Origin of the sequence: Bacillus vallismortis (assembly GCF_004116955.1) — a bacterium.
Taxonomy (GTDB): Bacteria; Bacillota; Bacilli; order Bacillales; family Bacillaceae; genus Bacillus; species Bacillus vallismortis.
This window is the reverse complement of record NZ_CP026362.1, coordinates 2,743,602-2,760,591: the sequence shown is the minus strand read 5'-3', so window position 1 is coordinate 2,760,591 and position 16,990 is coordinate 2,743,602. Positions and strand designations below refer to the sequence as shown.

The 16,990-nt window shown below is 42.3% G+C and carries 15 protein-coding genes; 9 read left to right on the top strand and 6 right to left on the bottom strand.

Annotated elements, in window-relative coordinates:
- Positions 1–104: 104 nt before the first annotated feature.
- From srfP to rlmD, 3 genes are all read left to right on the top strand, one after another.
- Positions 105–3,242 carry a surfactin resistance protein SrfP gene (gene srfP, locus BV11031_RS14775; RefSeq protein WP_010329116.1) on the top strand — a complete coding sequence of 1,046 codons (3,138 nt, stop codon included), beginning with the start codon at positions 105–107 and terminating at the stop codon, positions 3,240–3,242.
- Between the two features lie 363 nt (positions 3,243–3,605).
- Positions 3,606–4,517 (top strand): diacylglycerol kinase, encoded by a 912-nt coding sequence (locus tag BV11031_RS14770; RefSeq protein ID WP_003219448.1) that lies wholly within the window; start codon positions 3,606–3,608, stop codon positions 4,515–4,517.
- A gap of 57 nt (positions 4,518–4,574) precedes the next feature.
- Entirely contained in the window at positions 4,575–5,960 is a 1,386-nt protein-coding gene (rlmD, locus tag BV11031_RS14765; protein WP_010329117.1) for a 23S rRNA (uracil(1939)-C(5))-methyltransferase RlmD, read from the top strand.
- 42 nt (positions 5,961–6,002) lie between these two features.
- Here the strand turns inward: rlmD and BV11031_RS14760 are convergent, their stop codons facing one another.
- Positions 6,003–6,302, bottom strand: coding sequence for a hypothetical protein (locus BV11031_RS14760; RefSeq protein ID WP_010329118.1), 300 nt, complete (start codon positions 6,300–6,302; stop codon positions 6,003–6,005).
- A gap of 127 nt (positions 6,303–6,429) precedes the next feature.
- Positions 6,430–6,627, bottom strand: coding sequence for a hypothetical protein (locus BV11031_RS14755; protein ID WP_026014470.1), 198 nt, complete (start codon positions 6,625–6,627; stop codon positions 6,430–6,432).
- 687 nt (positions 6,628–7,314) lie between these two features.
- Here BV11031_RS14755 and BV11031_RS14750 point away from each other — a divergent pair.
- Positions 7,315–8,667, top strand: coding sequence for an IS1182 family transposase (locus BV11031_RS14750; protein WP_010329120.1), 1,353 nt, complete (start codon positions 7,315–7,317; stop codon positions 8,665–8,667).
- Positions 8,668–8,805: 138 nt separating this feature from the next.
- Here BV11031_RS14750 and BV11031_RS14745 read toward each other — a convergent pair whose 3' ends face one another.
- The 3 genes from BV11031_RS14745 to yeeF all read right to left on the bottom strand — a co-directional run bounded on the left by BV11031_RS14745 (position 8,806) and on the right by yeeF (position 12,648).
- Positions 8,806–9,366: a DUF5626 family protein gene (locus BV11031_RS14745; protein ID WP_010329121.1), complete on the bottom strand. Its 561-nt coding sequence runs from the start codon at positions 9,364–9,366 to the stop codon at positions 8,806–8,808.
- 797 nt (positions 9,367–10,163) lie between these two features.
- The gene (locus tag BV11031_RS14740) at positions 10,164–10,619 is read right to left on the bottom strand and encodes a TIGR01741 family protein (protein ID WP_082246321.1); all 456 of its coding nucleotides are present in this window, start codon (positions 10,617–10,619) and stop codon (positions 10,164–10,166) included.
- Between the two features lie 19 nt (positions 10,620–10,638).
- Positions 10,639–12,648 (bottom strand): LXG family T7SS effector deoxyribonuclease toxin YeeF, encoded by a 2,010-nt coding sequence (yeeF, locus tag BV11031_RS14735; protein ID WP_010329123.1) that lies wholly within the window; start codon positions 12,646–12,648, stop codon positions 10,639–10,641.
- A gap of 194 nt (positions 12,649–12,842) precedes the next feature.
- Here yeeF and BV11031_RS14730 point away from each other — a divergent pair, with 194 nt between their 5' ends.
- The 4 genes from BV11031_RS14730 to BV11031_RS14715 all read left to right on the top strand — a co-directional run bounded on the left by BV11031_RS14730 (position 12,843) and on the right by BV11031_RS14715 (position 15,529).
- On the top strand, positions 12,843–13,763 hold the full coding sequence (locus BV11031_RS14730) for a DUF5655 domain-containing protein (RefSeq protein ID WP_010329124.1): 921 nt from the start codon (positions 12,843–12,845) through the stop codon (positions 13,761–13,763).
- A gap of 102 nt (positions 13,764–13,865) precedes the next feature.
- Positions 13,866–14,873 carry a YncE family protein gene (locus BV11031_RS14725; protein WP_010329125.1) on the top strand — a complete coding sequence of 336 codons (1,008 nt, stop codon included), beginning with the start codon at positions 13,866–13,868 and terminating at the stop codon, positions 14,871–14,873.
- 43 nt (positions 14,874–14,916) lie between these two features.
- Complete coding sequence (locus BV11031_RS14720; RefSeq protein WP_128568206.1) at positions 14,917–15,129, top strand: hypothetical protein; 213 nt, start codon at positions 14,917–14,919, stop codon at positions 15,127–15,129.
- A 73-nt stretch (positions 15,130–15,202) separates the two neighbouring features.
- The gene (locus BV11031_RS14715; protein WP_010329127.1) at positions 15,203–15,529 is read left to right on the top strand and encodes a four-helix bundle copper-binding protein; all 327 of its coding nucleotides are present in this window, start codon (positions 15,203–15,205) and stop codon (positions 15,527–15,529) included.
- A 57-nt stretch (positions 15,530–15,586) separates the two neighbouring features.
- Here the strand turns inward: BV11031_RS14715 and BV11031_RS14710 are convergent, their stop codons facing one another.
- Entirely contained in the window at positions 15,587–16,291 is a 705-nt protein-coding gene (locus tag BV11031_RS14710; protein ID WP_010329128.1) for a YetF domain-containing protein, read from the bottom strand.
- A gap of 123 nt (positions 16,292–16,414) precedes the next feature.
- Here BV11031_RS14710 and BV11031_RS14705 point away from each other — a divergent pair, with 123 nt between their 5' ends.
- A complete protein-coding gene (locus BV11031_RS14705; RefSeq protein ID WP_010329129.1) occupies positions 16,415–16,924 on the top strand; it encodes a hypothetical protein in 510 nt (169 codons plus the stop codon).
- The last annotated feature ends 66 nt before the right edge of the window (positions 16,925–16,990 follow it).

Genomic DNA, 16,990 nt, shown 5'->3' with positions numbered 1-16,990 from the left:
ATTTAGTAAAATTTTCTGGTATATGAGTTGACGTTGTTGCAATATAACGTTTAGTATTATATAGAATGACCAGTCAGTCAATAAAAAATGTAATGGAGGATATGATGAATCACGTTATTAATTTCGTTCTGAAAAACAAATTCGCCGTATGGCTGATGACGATTATTGTAACGGCAGCCGGATTGTATGCGGGTATGAATATGAAGCAAGAATCCATTCCTGATGTCAACATGCCTTACTTGACGATCAGCACTACATATCCGGGCGCAACGCCAAGCCAAGTGGCTGATGAGGTGACCAAACCGGTTGAACAAGCGGTGCAGAATTTGGACGGGGTCAGTGTTGTGACTTCGACCTCCTATGAAAATGCATCGTCGGTCATGATTGAATATGACTATGAGAAAGATATGGACAAAGCCAAAACAGAAGCGGCTGAGGCATTAGAAAACGTCAGCCTCCCTGATGACGCGAAAGATTCGGAAATTTCACGCTACAGCTTGAACTCCTTCCCGATTCTGACGCTCAGCGTGTCCAGTGATAAAGATAATCTGCAAGAGCTGACGAAAAAAGTGGAGGACAGCCTCGTTACGAAGCTTGAAGGGATAGAAGGCGTTGCTTCCGTCCAAGTATCAGGCCAGCAGGTTGAAGAGGTTGAATTCTCTTTTAAAGAAGACAAACTGAAAGAATACGGACTTGATGAAGATACAGTCAAGCAAGTGATTCAAGGTTCAGATGTGACAACTCCGCTTGGATTGTACACATTTGGAAATGAAGAAAAGTCTGTCGTCGTCAGCGGCGATATTGAAACCATTAAAGATTTGAAGAATATGAGAATCCCGATGGCATCTGCTTCAAGTGCAGGCGGCGCAGCATCTCAAGCGGCGGCGCAGAGCGCACAAGCGGCAGCCCAGGCGCAGCAAAGCGCAAGCGTAGACGTGCCGACGGTCAAGCTTTCTGACATTGCCACAATAAAAGATGTGAAAAAAGCTGAATCTGTTTCACGCACAAATGGCAAAGACAGCATCGGCATCAACGTCGTCAAAGCAAACGATGCGAATACAGTAGAGGTTGCCGATCATGTCAAAGATGAGCTCAAGCAGTTCAAAGAAGACCATAAAGGCTTCGACTACAGCGCAACACTCGACATGGCGGAGCCGATCACACAGTCAGTTGAAACCATGTTAAGCAAAGCCATTTTCGGTGCGATTTTCGCGATCGTGATTATTCTCTTATTCTTAAGAGATATCAAATCAACATTAATTTCGATTATTTCGATTCCATTATCATTGCTGATCGCGCTTCTTGTGCTGCAACAGCTTGATATCACACTGAATATCATGACGCTCGGTGCGATGACCGTGGCCATCGGACGTGTGGTCGATGACTCCATTGTTGTTATTGAGAACATTTACCGCCGCATGAGACTCAAAGATGAGCCGCTCCGCGGAAAAGCCTTGGTTCGTGAAGCGACGAAGGAAATGTTTAAACCGATCATGTCATCGACGATTGTGACAATCGCGGTATTTCTGCCGCTTGCACTTGTAGGCGGACAAATCGGTGAATTGTTTATTCCGTTTGCCTTAACGATCGTATTTGCGCTTGCCGCATCCCTATTGATTTCAATCACGCTTGTGCCAATGCTCGCGCACAGCCTGTTCAAAAAATCATTAATGGGCGCACCGATCAAAGCGAAAGAACATAAACCTAGCAGACTGGCAGGCTTCTATAAAAAAGTTCTGAACTGGGCGCTGAGCCACAAGTGGATCACGTCTATCATCGCCGTTTTGATCCTGCTTGGAAGCTTGTTCCTTGTACCGTTAATCGGTGCCAGCTACCTGCCGTCCGAAGAAGAAAAAACAATGCAGCTCACATACAGCCCTGAACCGGGTGAAACGAAAAAAGAAGCCGAAGCTGAAGCTGAAAGAGCGGAAAAAATTCTGCTTGACCGCAAGCATGTCGATACGGTTCAGTATTCATTAGGCTCTGGCAGCCCGCTAGCCGGGGGAGATTCAAACGGTGCGTTATTCTATATCAAATATGAAAGCGACACGCCTGATTTTGATAAAGAAAAAGACAACGTGCTGAAGAAAATCCAAGATCAGTCAGATCGCGGAGAATGGAAGTCACAGGACTTCAGTTCTTCAGGCAACAACAATGAATTAACATACTATGTGTATGGCAATTCAGAAAGCGACATTAAAGACACAGTCAAAGATATTGAAAAAGTCATGAAAGATGAAAAGGATCTGAAAAATGTAAGCACAGGCCTTTCCAGCACATATGATGAATACACATTTGTCGCTGACCAAGAAAAATTAAGCAAACTCGGTTTAACCGCGTCTCACATTTCTCAAGCCTTAATGACACAAACATCACAAGAACCGCTCACAACCGTGAAAAAAGACGGCAAAGAGCTTGATGTGAACATTAAGACAGAAAAAGACGAGTATAAGAGTGTGAAAGATTTAGAAAACAAAAAGATCACTTCTCCGACTGGCCAGCAAGTCAAAATCGGCGATGTCGCAAAAGTGAAAGAAGGATCAACATCTGATACTGTGTCAAAACGTGATGGAAAAGTGTATGCGGATGTCACAGGTGAAGTGACAACAGACAACGTCACAGCTGTATCAGCTGATGTCCAGAAGAAAATTGATAAGCTTGACCTTCCTGATAACGTTTCGATCGATACAGGCGGCGTATCAGCAGATATCGCTGACTCCTTCACGAAGCTAGGTTTGGCGATGCTGGCAGCAATCGCAATCGTCTACCTCGTGCTCGTGATTACTTTCGGCGGAGCACTAGCGCCATTTGCGATTCTGTTCTCATTGCCGTTCACAGTCATCGGTGCCCTGGTCGGACTTTATGTATCAGGTGAAACGATCAGTCTGAACGCGATGATCGGTATGCTCATGCTGATCGGTATCGTTGTCACGAATGCCATTGTCTTAATTGACCGCGTCATTCATAAGGAAGCGGAAGGACTGTCTACGAGAGAAGCGCTCCTAGAAGCCGGTTCTACACGACTCCGTCCGATCCTGATGACAGCCATCGCGACAATCGGCGCCTTGATTCCGTTAGCGCTCGGCTTCGAAGGCGGAAGCCAAGTCATTTCTAAAGGACTCGGCGTCACGGTTATCGGCGGTTTAATCAGTTCAACGCTTCTGACGCTCTTGATTGTGCCAATCGTATACGAAGTATTGGCGAAGTTCCGCAAGAAAAAACCGGGAACGGAAGAAGAGTAAAAGTGATAAAGCCTCAGCTTTGCTGAGGCTTTATATTATGTTGACAAAATCCTAAAACGGTTTTCGTTTTAGGATTTTTTTTCAGCATGGTTGAAAACCTTTGAAGTTTAGGAAAGCCGAGCAGCACACTTTCATAAGATGTGATGACCAAGGCGCTCCTTTGAGAATGTGAACACCAACGCTCAGGATTGACAACGAATGCGAGGGTTAGCCACATGCTGGAGCCTCAGCTTTGCTGGGGCTTTTGTACGTTTTCACCTGTAAGATTATGTACATTTTGTTGCGATTTTTTTAACTCATAGTATAATTAAAGGTTGTTAGTGTAAAAATGGATCGGATACTCTTAAGTAGGATGATGAGATAATGAAACGTGCACGCATAATATACAATCCGACTTCAGGACGGGAGATCTTTAAAAAGCATCTTGCCCAGGTCCTGCAAAAATTTGAACAAGCCGGCTATGAAACCTCCACCCATGCTACGACATGCGCAGGAGACGCAACGCACGCCGCCAAGGAAGCGGCATTGCGTGAGTTTGACTTAATCGTTGCGGCAGGCGGGGACGGAACGATCAACGAGGTCGTTAACGGGCTTGCGCCTTTAGACAACCGTCCGACTCTCGGTGTCATTCCAGTCGGCACAACGAACGACTTCGCCAGAGCGCTCAATATTCCACGCGAGGATATTTTAAAAGCGGCAGATACGGTCATTAACGGCGTTGCCCGCCCGATTGATATCGGACAGGTGAACGGCCAGTATTTTATCAATATCGCCGGCGGAGGCCGCCTGACGGAGCTGACGTACGACGTGCCAAGCAAACTGAAAACGATGCTCGGCCAGCTTGCTTATTATTTAAAGGGAATGGAAATGCTGCCCTCACTTCGTCCGACAGAAGTCGAGATTGAATATGACGGCAAGCTGTTTCAAGGTGAAATCATGCTGTTTTTGGTCACGCTGACAAATTCCGTCGGCGGGTTCGAAAAGCTCGCGCCGGATTCCAGCCTGAATGACGGCATGTTTGATTTGATGATACTCAAGAAAGCAAACCTTGCTGAATTTATCAGGGTCGCAACGATGGCGCTCCGCGGCGAACACATCAACGACCAGCACATTATTTATACAAAAGCGAACCGCGTGAAAGTCAATGTATCAGAAAAGATGCAGCTGAACCTGGACGGCGAGTATGGCGGCATGCTGCCAGGCGAATTCGTGAATCTGTACCGGCACATTCACGTCGTCATGCCGAAGGAGAAAGCGGAACAGCTGGATGACTAAAAACTTGGCTTGAATAGGCCAAGTTTTTCTTTCGCTTAAAACAAGAGGTGAACATATATGAAAATGAAACCCCCAGTAGAAAAAAACGAATACTACGACGTGACATTTGAAGATTTGACCCACGAAGGAGCAGGCGTCGCAAAGGTGCAGGGCTTCCCGATCTTCGTGCCAAACGCCCTTCCGGAAGAAAAAGCCCAAATCAAAGTGACACGCGTCAAAAAAGGTTTTGCTTTCGGACGCCTAATCGAGCTGAAGGAAGAAAGCCCGCACAGAACAGATGCTCCTTGCCCGATCTACAAGCAATGTGGCGGATGCCAGCTTCAGCACATGACCTACGAAGGCCAGCTCTTGTTTAAACAGAAACAAGTCAAAGACGTATTAGAACGGATCGGCAAGCTGGACCTGTCCAACGTCACCGTCCACCCGACACTTGGCATGGAAGACCCTTGGAACTACAGAAACAAAGCACAGGTGCCGGTAGGAGAACGAGAAGGCGGACTCGTCGCCGGATTCTATCAGCAAAGAAGCCATGACATCATCGACATGAGCGCCTGCCTGATCCAGCAATCCAAAAACGACGAAGCCGTCCAAGCCGTCAAAGACATTTGCGCCAAATACGGTGTCAAAGCCTATAACGAAGAACGCCACAAAGGCTGGCTCCGCCACATCATGGTCAGATATGGCGTCGTTACGGGCGAAATGATGATCGTCTTCATCACAAGAACAAACGACTTCCCGCACAAAGCGAAGATCATCGAAGACATCACAGCAGCGTTCCCGCACGTCAAATCAATCGTGCAAAACATCAACCCGAACAAAACAAACGTCATCTTCGGAAACGAAACAAACGTCATCTGGGGCGAAGAATACATCTACGACCTCATCGGAGACGTCAAATTCGCCATCTCCGCCAGATCGTTCTATCAGGTCAATCCGGAGCAAACCAAAGTGCTCTACGACAAAGCGCTAGAGTACGCGGAGCTGCAAGGCGAAGAAACCGTCATCGACGCCTACTGCGGCATCGGAACGATTTCTCTATTTTTGGCGAAGCAAGCGAAAAAAGTGTACGGTGTAGAAATTGTGCCAGAAGCGATTGAAGATGCGAAACGAAACGCTGAGCTCAACGGCATCACAAACGCAGAATTCGCGGTCGGAGAAGCGGAAACCGTAATTCCGAAGTGGTACGAAGAAGGCATCACAGCAGATACGCTAGTCGTCGACCCGCCAAGAAAAGGCTGCGACGAAGCCCTCCTGCGGACGATTGTGGAGATGAAACCGAAGCGGGTGGTGTATGTGTCCTGTAATCCTGGCACGCTTGCGAGGGACTTGCGGGTGCTTGAGGATGGCGGGTATGCGACGCGCGAAGTGCAGCCTGTTGATATGTTTCCGCATACGAATCATGTGGAGTGTGTGGCTGTACTTGAAATTAGAGAAGGCAACTAACCCCTTTGTTGGGTGTTGCCTTTTTATTGTTAAAGAAAATGCTTATGCTTCCATGTTTTTCTTCAGCAATCTTATATTTAAATCACTTATTTCGGGTATATGCCATTCAAGTAAGGTTGTCATTTTGTGGATTTCGAACAAGAGTAGATCAACTTCTTGAACATTGTTAAGATCAATGCGTTTACTCTTTTGTAGAAGTTTATCCATATCGTTTATTATTGCAGATAAGTCATTTAGATTGTCTTGTTGTTCTTTAAATTGTTCAACGGAAATTGTATTTGTTTGACAGTAGCTATTTATCTTTTCTAAAAGGTTTACTATTTCTCGTAATTGGTTATACATTGCTTCCACCTATCTTATTTTTAAGGAATTGGTTTGGGCCGGCATATAGAGTTTGAACATAAACATTCTATCGCTTTGTCACCTATTTTCTCAGAAAAATAGACGCAGCCCAAAGCTGCGTCTTGCCTTAACCAAGCGTTCCGTTTTCTGCAATCGTCATTTCCTTGTCAAAGATGGCTTTGTCTTCCAGGGAGTTCGTTGAATCGTTTGCAGCTTTGCTTGTCATGTTTCTGGATGCCACATTTACTTCATTGCCTAAGGAAGAACTGATAAAGCTTACACCGATCAAAGCAATTACAGCGCACAAAGTCAGTTTACATTTCATACAAACAATCCCCTCTCTGAATTTGTTTGCGGGCATGAACCATCTTTTTGAGTCAGATAACAGAATCATCCATCTGCCCATTATAATCCTACAACTTCTTTTTCACTAAGATATGAAAGGTATTAATCTGTTAATCTTATACCTGAGTTTCTCCTTCATAACAATTCTCAGTATGAATTGACAAAGAGGCAATTACAACAATCATAATTACCAAGGATAATTAATACAATGACAATAATTATCTGCAGTCTCTGAGAGATTTAAGAAGCTAACAAAGCAAGAAGGCTTAAAAGTGCATCATCAAATGGTATATTCATCTCCTTAAACTCTAATTCATAATAACTTTCAAATTGATAGTGAGCATAAAGGATCAAAAGGTTATAAATGGGTTTACATTTGTATAAGGTGATTTAAAATAATAAATGAAAAAGGAAATTTTTCGTTAGGAGGTTATTGAATGCCATTAGGAACTGCAATAATTTCTGTTTTAGTTGTAATTGGTATTGTATATGCGATTGTGAGAGCATTTAAAAGGCGGAGGTCTAATTGATTATAAGAAAAAAGGATGTCTCTTATAAGAAACATCCTCAGGCTGTCGGAAAATCTCGACAGCCTTTATTTTTCCTTAAAATATCCATTCTTCTGTAATAAAATAAAAGAAAGACTAAAAAGGACGGTGTTTTTCTTATGTTCCACACAAGAAATCCTTCTCAAAACGCAGCCGAATTTGTTCTGCTTGACCAACTCGTCGAAGAGGATCATTTGCTTCGAAAAATTGATAAACACATCGACTTCTCTTTTATCATTGAAAAGGTTAAGCCTTACTACAGCGAAAACAAAGGCCGCCCCTCACTCGACCCGCTGATTTTATTCAAAATGATGTTTATCGGCTACCTCTACGGTATCCGTTCAGAAAGACAGCTTGAAAAAGAAATTTATTACAATATGGCGTACAGATGGTTTTTGGGCCTGAATATCAATGACCCAGTTCCGCACCACTCCACCATCAGCTGGAACAGACGTACACGCTTTAAAGATACAACGATTTTCCAAGACATTTTTGATGAGATTGTTCTTCAGGCCATCAATCATGATATGGTGGGCGGACGTGTCCTTTTCACTGATTCAACTCATCTGAAAGCCAATGCCAACAAGCACAAATACACAAGAAAAACGATTGAACAGGATACACAAAACTATATCAAAGATTTAAATGAAGCCATTCAAGAAGATCGAGAGGAGCACGGAAAAAAGCCATTACCGGCCAAAGAGGAGGTGAAAGCTGAAAAAGAGATCCGCCACAGTACCACTGATCCGGAAAGTGGTTATATGTATCGCGAAAACAAACCGGAGGGTTTCTTTTACTTAGATCACCGAACAACGGATATGAAACATAACATTATCACCGACGCCTATGTTACGCCTGGAAATGTCCATGATTCTGTGCCTTATCTTGACCGATTAGATCACCAAATTGCACGATTTCGTTTTGAAGTAGAAGCCGTCGCTCTTGATTCTGGTTATTTAACGACTCCGATCTGTAAAGGGTTAGCCGACCGCCATATTTTTGGCGTTATTGCGCATAGACGATATCACCCTACTAGAGGTTTGTTTCCAAAATGGAAGTTTCATTATGACAGTGAACAAGACAGTTACATTTGCCCGAACCAGCAGGTACTTACATACTCAACAACTGACCGAAAAGGCTACCGGTCATATAAATCAAATCCTGAAACCTGTTCCGCATGCCCATTGCTTGCGCAATGCACAAGATCAAAGAACCGCCAGAAGGTCATCACCCGTCATGTATGGGAGGACCATAAAGAAAAGATCAGACAAAATCGTTTGTCTGTTTCAGGGAAAACCCTCTATAAAAAAAGAAAAGAAAAAATAGAGCGAAGCTTTGCAGATTCAAAACAGCTGCATGGGCTTCGCTATTGCAGGTTGAGGGGAAAACGGAATGTGAGTGAACAAGTTCTCCTCACAGCCGCATGCCAGAACATGAAGAAGATTGCCACATACCTAGCCAAGCAGAGCTAGGTATGTGGGAGCTCTTTTTTAGTTTTTGAAATCCGCTGAACAACTAAAGAAACAGCAGAAAACAAAAAAGCTTGTAGAAAAAACGTCGTTTTCTCTACAAGCTGAGGATGTCTCTTGTAAGAAACATCCTCTTTACTATCACCAATAAAATCCTGATTGTTCAGTAGTTACCTTCGTCCCTTTTACCTTTAATGTTAGAGTTGCTGTCCCAGAGTAACCAAAATCTCCAATCCCTACTTTGTATTCTAAACGATATTGAGCAAGGGCAGGTAATGATGAAGTCTGTGTTTTTCTGATAAGTGATAGTTTATCATTAGTTATAGTTCCTCCTACCCCTCTATTTTGTGGATTATAGACTTCTTGAATTTGAGAATATCCCTTACTTGGAACATAAATTGTTGAATGAAAACTTCCCATGAGTGTTCCTACATCATAGTATGTCCGCCATGTAGTTGTCCCTTTTCCGATTGTGTAGTCTTTATTGATGTGAAAATCATTGATTGGTTCCATTCCTACTTTTACAGTTTGTCCTTTTTCATTTTCAAACGTAAACTCTTGCTTTTCATTCTTAGTTAAATCAAATTCAATTTCATTTTCGGATTGAACTTGTACACTTTTCGCTTGTGCGTTTTCTGATACGAAAAGTGAAGAACCTAATGTCACCGCAGAAATTAAAACAAAACACAATATTTTTTTCATAGTCATCTCCCTTTTAATAGTTTTTTATTCCTTCAAGTAAAATACTAACATTTAATAACTTTATATACAAGTTAAGGAAATGAGACAAGTTCGTTGTTTTTTGAAATTTATAATTTGGTTCAAGACATTTATAGAGTTCATCTTTCAGGACAGATGATCTATTAAGGTAATGTTAGATTATAAAAAAGTAATCCTCCAGCATCTAGTATGGGCAAAGTTCTAGCAAGTCACGAAATAATGCTAGTTTCTACCGTGATTCTGGGGCCGAATAAAGGCTCTGTTTTTATATCAAGATCACAAATGACTTCGTTCTCTTGGTAAGTAAGAGCAATGTATCCCATTTCTTTTAAGATTTAATTCAGTTTTGTGTCTAGTTTCTGTTGAGGTATAGAATAAGATTGTGTACTGAAACCATCTAACACGGGAGTTGCTCTTTCGGGATCACCATTTTCTATTGTGAAAATGGTGTTGCAGGTAATAGACAGGAGCAAATTTTGAAATCATAAGTTTACTGGTATAGTGTACATGAAACTCATTCTTCTCAAATTTAGGAAATTCAAACTGATAAGCAGCTGAGGGACATATTTCATCCATGCTTATATTCTCAAAATGTATCTCCATTGATTTTACAAATGACTTTATTTCTTCTGGTAGTATATTAGGTTGTTTGCATAATGATAGATAATTGTCTTGAGAAAGGTTAGCCTCATTATAGAAACCTCTAAAATTTCTTTATTTTAGATTGAAATTGATTTATAAAAAATAGCTCAGCAGAGTAGGGCTGAGCTATTTTTTAATTATAGACCGAGGTAGCTAATTACAAATTCTTTATCATCCTCATCTTCAGGCAAAATACCAAGGTTTTTATATTCCCATATTGCGATTCTTTCATATCCATCTAATTCTGATGCTAAAATATCATCATAATTATAATCTAATTGAAATTCTCCGCTACGATCCAATGTTAGTGTAAGGTTCGTCCAAACATCATCGTTATTATTTCTGTGTTCAGTTCTTAGCTCTTCAAAAAGTTCTCTTAGCTCTCTTAACAACGTCTTGAAGATATCCTTGCTTACGTTGTAATGGTTAGGTATATCTTGTGAATAAATAATTTGATTATTTTCTGGTGTTCTGAAGTGAAAAAGAACCATTGTGGAATCATCTAATACTTCTGCATAAAGATATATCTTTGTCCATTCACCAGGTATGATGTCATTGAGTTTTTCTCCAATAAGTTGATACAAATCTTGCATCTTCCTAGTTTCCATTCTTTTAACCCCCAGACTGATTTTTAATAGAGACGCTTATTTCTTTTCTGCTCCCAATTTTGTAGGTTACATCGAAATATGATGGTCTAAGTGAATCCCCAGAGTAGACTGGCTCTATTTGAACTGCTACTTTTTTAGGTGGTTTTTTGCTTAGAGCTTTTGCCCACTCCTGCTCCATCTCATACCATTTCCCACCGCTCCTATTAATCTGAGAATTCATCGGCACGATATTGTCAAACTGGCCTGAGCCTTTGAATTGGGTGGCGATTAAATGGCCTCCGTCATCGTCAGGCTTTCGGTCTTGGGGCTTTCCAGCATTCGACTGTGCATATTGGTTTCGTTTTGCTTCTCCCAGCTGCAAGTCTGCTTTGACACTTGTAATTCTACCATAGTTGTCAGTGGTGTACGTGTAGCCTTCTTTTGTTTTATAGACAACATTCGGCTTCAGTACTTTCTTTCTGCTCCATTTTGCATAATGCTCGCCGTATTTGACGGTTACCGGCGGTACAACTGGCGCTGGAGTTCTTCTTCCGCTTGAAGAAGTTCCGTACGGTTTCGGCAGGATGACCTTGGCGAATTTCTGAAGTCCCTCTTTAAGTGTGACCCCATTGACTGCGTTGTAAGGAACGCCTGCCGGCACTAAATCGTGACGGGGATGATAGGGGAGAATATCCGCAAGTGTGAGATCTCCGATTTGATTTAATTTGGTTTTGACGTGTTTTTTTGATACTTCTATGCCTGTGTTTATTTTTTGTTTGATGTGATCAACGGTTTGTTTTGAGACCGTGATGGCTTTTTGAGCTTTTGCTGATTTGCTTGCTGCTGTTTTGACTTTGGTCGTCACTTTGGCAGCTGTGCCTGTTTTAGAGACGGCGCCAACACCTTTTGTGCCGACAATTGATGTGACAACAGTGCCAACCGCATATGACACCCATCTTGCTCGTGAGTAGGTGTCACCATTCACCATGTCTTTTTGGTACGATTCTTCGATTGCCGCTGAAATGGCTTCATACGTTTTGATCGGGTGAGCCACAGCTCCTGTAATTGCTTCAACGGTTCCCCCCGGATCTGTGACCATATCCCACAGGCCTACGACCGCGTCTTTCCCGGAATCATAAAGGCCGACGGCAACCCCTTTGAAGCCTGCTTCGAGTTCACGCGTGTTTTCAATTTGGGTGAAATATCTCTGTTGTTCTGCTGTCAGATTTTCATAGCCGATCGTTTTTGCCATTTCGTAGAATTCATCGGCATCCGCATAATCGTAGTTTTTCAGTCTTTCTTTCAGTTTTTCAATCTCGCGTTCCTTCGCTTCCTCTTTCTTAATCTTCAAGTAAGCCTCAGTCTGCTTTTCAATGTCGCCTTTTTTCTTATGTATGTCACTCTCACGGTACGCCTTGGCGTTGTAGTGGATGGGTGTGGCGTTTTTGCCCTTGCCTGTTGCTTCTTGGAGCTTTTGGAAGTCGGATTTGATGAATTGTTCGTTTGGTTCTGACAGGGCGTATTCTGTCTTTAGGTCTTCGTCCAAGGCGTCCAATTTTTCCAGTGTTTTTTTGCGTTTGTCGTTGGCATCGGCCAGCTCGTCTTTGAAGGTTTCTGTTGAAAACAGGTCGAGCGGGAGGATGTTGTCGATATCGTTCAGGATGTCTTTCATCGCTTTTTTCTGTCCGGACATGATGGCCTTTGATTTTTTATGGGCATTTGCCAGTTCGTGCTCCAGAAAGGATTCTTCGATGTATGCGTCAGAGAGGCCTTTGTCCTCGGCGGCTCCGGCGATGCTGTTGAAAAATGCGATTTTCATGTCGATATAGTCGATCCATTGGTCGGTGACACCAACGTGGTCGTGGTAGAATGCTTTGATGTTGCTTGCGCCTTTTCCTGAGAATTCGCTGTCCCCAAGATCGGCCACGCTTTTTAATGCTTTTCTCAAGTTGACCATTTGCGTTCTTAGTTCTTTGTACTCTTTTGTACGGTCTGTCGCTTCCGAAAGCAGTGTTTTCGCTTCAAATACTTTCATGACCATTTCCCTTCTTTTTTACACTCAATATCAAAATTTTACCACGGAGCGGGAAAGAATGGCTGTCAGAACTTATTTTTAAGAAAAAACTAGACTTTTGATCCGTGTCTTTGTGCTTGGATTCTGTTTCATATGGTAAACTTTTTGTAGCGAAGAAGCGTTAGCATAGTTAGATTGAGTAAAGGAGCAGCCCTATGTATCTCTATAAAGTAAACAACCAAAATCAAATCGAAGATATTCGCGAGAAACCGTTTAAGAAAGAAAAGGAGATTCAGGATTTATGTGAAATCAACCTTCAGCGGATGTTGGGGCTCAGGTTTGTGAAGTCTGAATTCAGGATCAGCAATTTCCGCATTGATACGTTAGCGTTTGATGATGAGACAAATGCTTTCGTGATTATCGAGTATAAAAATACAAAAAACTTCAGTGTTGTTGATCAGGGCTACGCCTACTTAGCGGCAATGCTCAATCATAAAGCGGATTTCATTCTTGAGTACAATGAGAATCATGATCTTCCTTTAAGGCGTGATGATGTGGATTGGTCGCAGTCGAAGGTTATTTTTATATCTCCTGTTTTTACGGTGTATCAAAAGCAATCTATCCATTTTAAAGATCTGCCCATTGAATTATGGGAGATGAAAAGATACGAAAATGATCTGATTCAGTTGAACCAAATGAAAGCGGATGGCGTATCCGAGTCGATTAAGACCATTTCGCGGCAAAGTGAGACCATTCAAGAGGTCAGTAAAGAAATTAAAGTGTTTTCTGAAGAGGATCATCTTGCAGATAAGCCGTTTGACGTCATAGAGCTTTATGAGCAGCTAAAGGAATTCATTTTTAATATGGACGATCATATTTCAATCAAACCGACAAAGCTTTATATTGCGTTTACGTCAAATAAACGAAATTTCACTGATATTCTTCTTTTAAAAAGCGGACTTAAGCTGTGGGTGAATATGAAAAAGGGAGAATTGGATGATCCCGAAGATAGAATGCGAGATGTCTCTGAGACCGGCCATTGGGGAAATGGCGACTATGAGATTTTCATAAAAGATGATGAACACATTGAATATATCATGGGATTGATCAAACAATCCTATGAGAAAAATAAGTGAGAACTTCCATTGAGAAGTTTTTTTTTATTGGGTAACAAGGGAAATGTATAGAACATGTTGAAAACGATATAAGTTCAAAACCATATATTGGGAGTTGGTTATATGAAGAAGCGTTTTATACTATTAGGCTTGTTCGCAAGTGTTTTTATGTTGGCTGTATATATTTACTCTCAAAATAAAAGTACATATCCGGTCACAACTTCCGCCATCCTCCCCGAAGAAGACCGCATCTTTTTTATCTACTCCAATCCTTTCATTAAAGAAAGCATGCTGCTTTCGACCTCAACAGGCGAACGATTTAACAGGCGCACGTTTAAGGTGGCGGATGTGCCTTACATTCAAACGAAATCTGACGCATCAACGGACATTTTGTTATTAGCTGAGCACGAGCCGTTTTATTACACGCTTGAGAAGGATGTGATCAGAGAGCATCCGTTGCCAAATCCCTTTGCGTTTTGGTATGAGGGGAAGGATGTCTCTGTAAAGGCTTATAATGTTGATACGATAGGGAATGAGATCCATATAAACGATAGAAAAACGAAGAAGAAATATCGGCTCACCTTGCCTTCGCTTGTCAAGATGGGGGCCAGTGATGAAAACTATATTTATATCATTCAAAGCATGTCTATTTACGTGATCGACAGAAAAACAGAGGAAATCATAGAGACTCTGAGCTTAGCCTCATATGCAGATCAATTCGCAGACTCCGAGGATTTTATTGTCGCGAGCTCAGAGCATAAATTGACTGTTATTGAAAAAGGGACATGGAAGACGAAATATATTCGGTATCCTGATGATCTTGAATACGCTGATACCGTGTACTATGACAAAGAAAGCGGCTATTTTTACGTGACGTATGAAGACAAAGAGGGCGAGGCGAACTTGCTGGAGTATGAGAAGGATTTTTCTTTTCGGACATACGGCTTGACATTTCCTTATATGGAGGCGAAGTTTAAGGGGGATCAACTTTATATAGTTGCCCAGGAAGAGCATAAGCAGGGCATTGGGGGATATGTGGGTGTGTTTGATATCCATTCTAAGGAGACGCTTTATCAGTTTGATTTGCCTGAGGAACAGGTGAAGGTTCAGGGCTTTGTTGTGGTTGATTGAGTGTATTTCAGTCTCTTTCTTCTTCAGAAATGGTGCTTTGCGCATGAAGCAGCGCCAATGGATAAAGGATAGAGATGCGGCGGCAGATCAGCATAAGGAAGAAGAGAGCGGTTCCATTAGAACGCGTCAACAAAGTGATGGAATTGGAAAAGCGGACGAAAGAGCGCTGTTACGAGCTGGTAAATACGTATTTGGTATAAACGAAAGGCCTATGCCGCAACGTATCTGTGTTGTGGACATAGACCTTTTTTGTTAATAAGGGAGTCATGTTTTACAAGCGGGGGAAGTGGATATGGTATAAATGAAATCATTCTTGAGGAGGTTTACGAATGGCATATGAACAATATCAATCGCTAGTTGAGACACTTCACGACTGCATGGTGGCTTGCAACCATTGCTATGACGCCTGTTTAAAAGAAGAAAATGAAAATATGATGGCGGATTGCATTCGGCTGGACCGGGAATGTGCTGATATTTGTGCGTATGTAGCGCAATCGATTGTAAGAGGCACGCCGTTTGTTTCCGAGCTGACACAGGCTTGCGCGGCGATTTGCGAGGCTTGCGGAAATGAATGCAAAAAGCATGACAAAGAGCATTGTCAGGATTGCGCGGAAGCTTGTTTTTCCTGTGCCGAGGCTTGTAAACAGGCGGTTTAACATTGAGTCAAACAAGGGCTTGAAACAGTGGAGATGAGACTGTTTCAAGCCCTTTTTTTATTCAGATGGAGAATTCTCTTTTTTATCAATATACAGAGTGCCGTCTGTTTGAACTTCTGCATAAAATACTTCTTTAGGCTGTTGGATGCCGGATTCTTTTAGCCGGTCCATCAGCCATTGTCTGTTCAGATTCAATTTTTTTAAGTTGTCTTCTCTCACTTTCCCATCGGCTATGACTGAAGCGGGGTGGGAAACGTTTGAAGTTGTATTTTCACCTTGAACGTTCATATCCTTTTTCGTCACGTTTTGTTTTGCTTGCTTTTTCAGGACGGAGAGACTGCCGTCCGTTTCAAAAATGGCATAATCGACATCGGCTAAGGAAAATATATTTTTTTTACGCAGTAAGGTTTGCAAAGCATCGAGATCAAGACGGACGCTTCTTAACTGCTTATCCATTATTTTGCCTTTTCTTATTAAGATGACCGGCTGCCCTTCAACCGCATATCGAATAGCAGGAAACTTAATATCCAGAAATCCGACGATGATTGTAAAAGCGCTCCAGGCAAACAGGGCGATGAATCCATTTCTGATGCTGAGGGTAGAGTCAATGGCAAGCGAGGCTCCAATGGTTCCAATCGAAATGGCTGAAACAAAGTTAAAAAAGGTCAGCTGGGCGATTTCTTTTCTGCCCATCAGTCTGGTTAACACCAACAAGGTGATAAAGGCGATAATCAGCCTAATGATCAGTTGAGGAATAGGCATTGGCGAAAGCTCCTTTTATATAGATTCGAATCATTGTTTTTTATTTTCATCATTCTTTGGGAAAACAATGCACCATTTTTTCGATCGTTCATAGCCTATACAGACCATAAAGGAGGGATGTTGATGAAACTTCCTGCCGTAGATCTGGGGATAATGGCAGAGCATTTGAGCACCCATGAAGGTGTGATTTCTAAGCTGAAAGCATACGGATCTGCTGTTGGGCATCGCGATTTGAGGGATTTGATCCAATTGCATGCGAATCTTTTAAGAACTCATGTCACGGCGATGCTGGCACTGATCAACCCGGATCAAACGAGTGAGGTGCATTTGCCTGAGATGCCGCACGTGCATTTTCACCAGCATTCAGGGGCTCTTTCGGCTGCTGAAAAAGATATTGCTCTTGAGGCTAGGTCGACCGCAAAACTCATGGGAAGTGATAATTTTAATTCCGCATTAATGATGAAACATCCTAACGTGAGGAATATTCATCTTCAAATGTCTTTCCAAGATGCCGCGTTGCAAATGCTGTATACCCGACTGATCAGAAGAGGAAATGGTGCATTTGTTCCGATGGCCAGTGAACAAATGCAGCGGCTGACGCTGCAGCACTATCAGCATGTCGGGAATGAGTGAACCATAGGTGAAAGCTTTTCCAATGATCAAATGGAAAGGCTTTTTTGAGTAATATTACATAAAAAG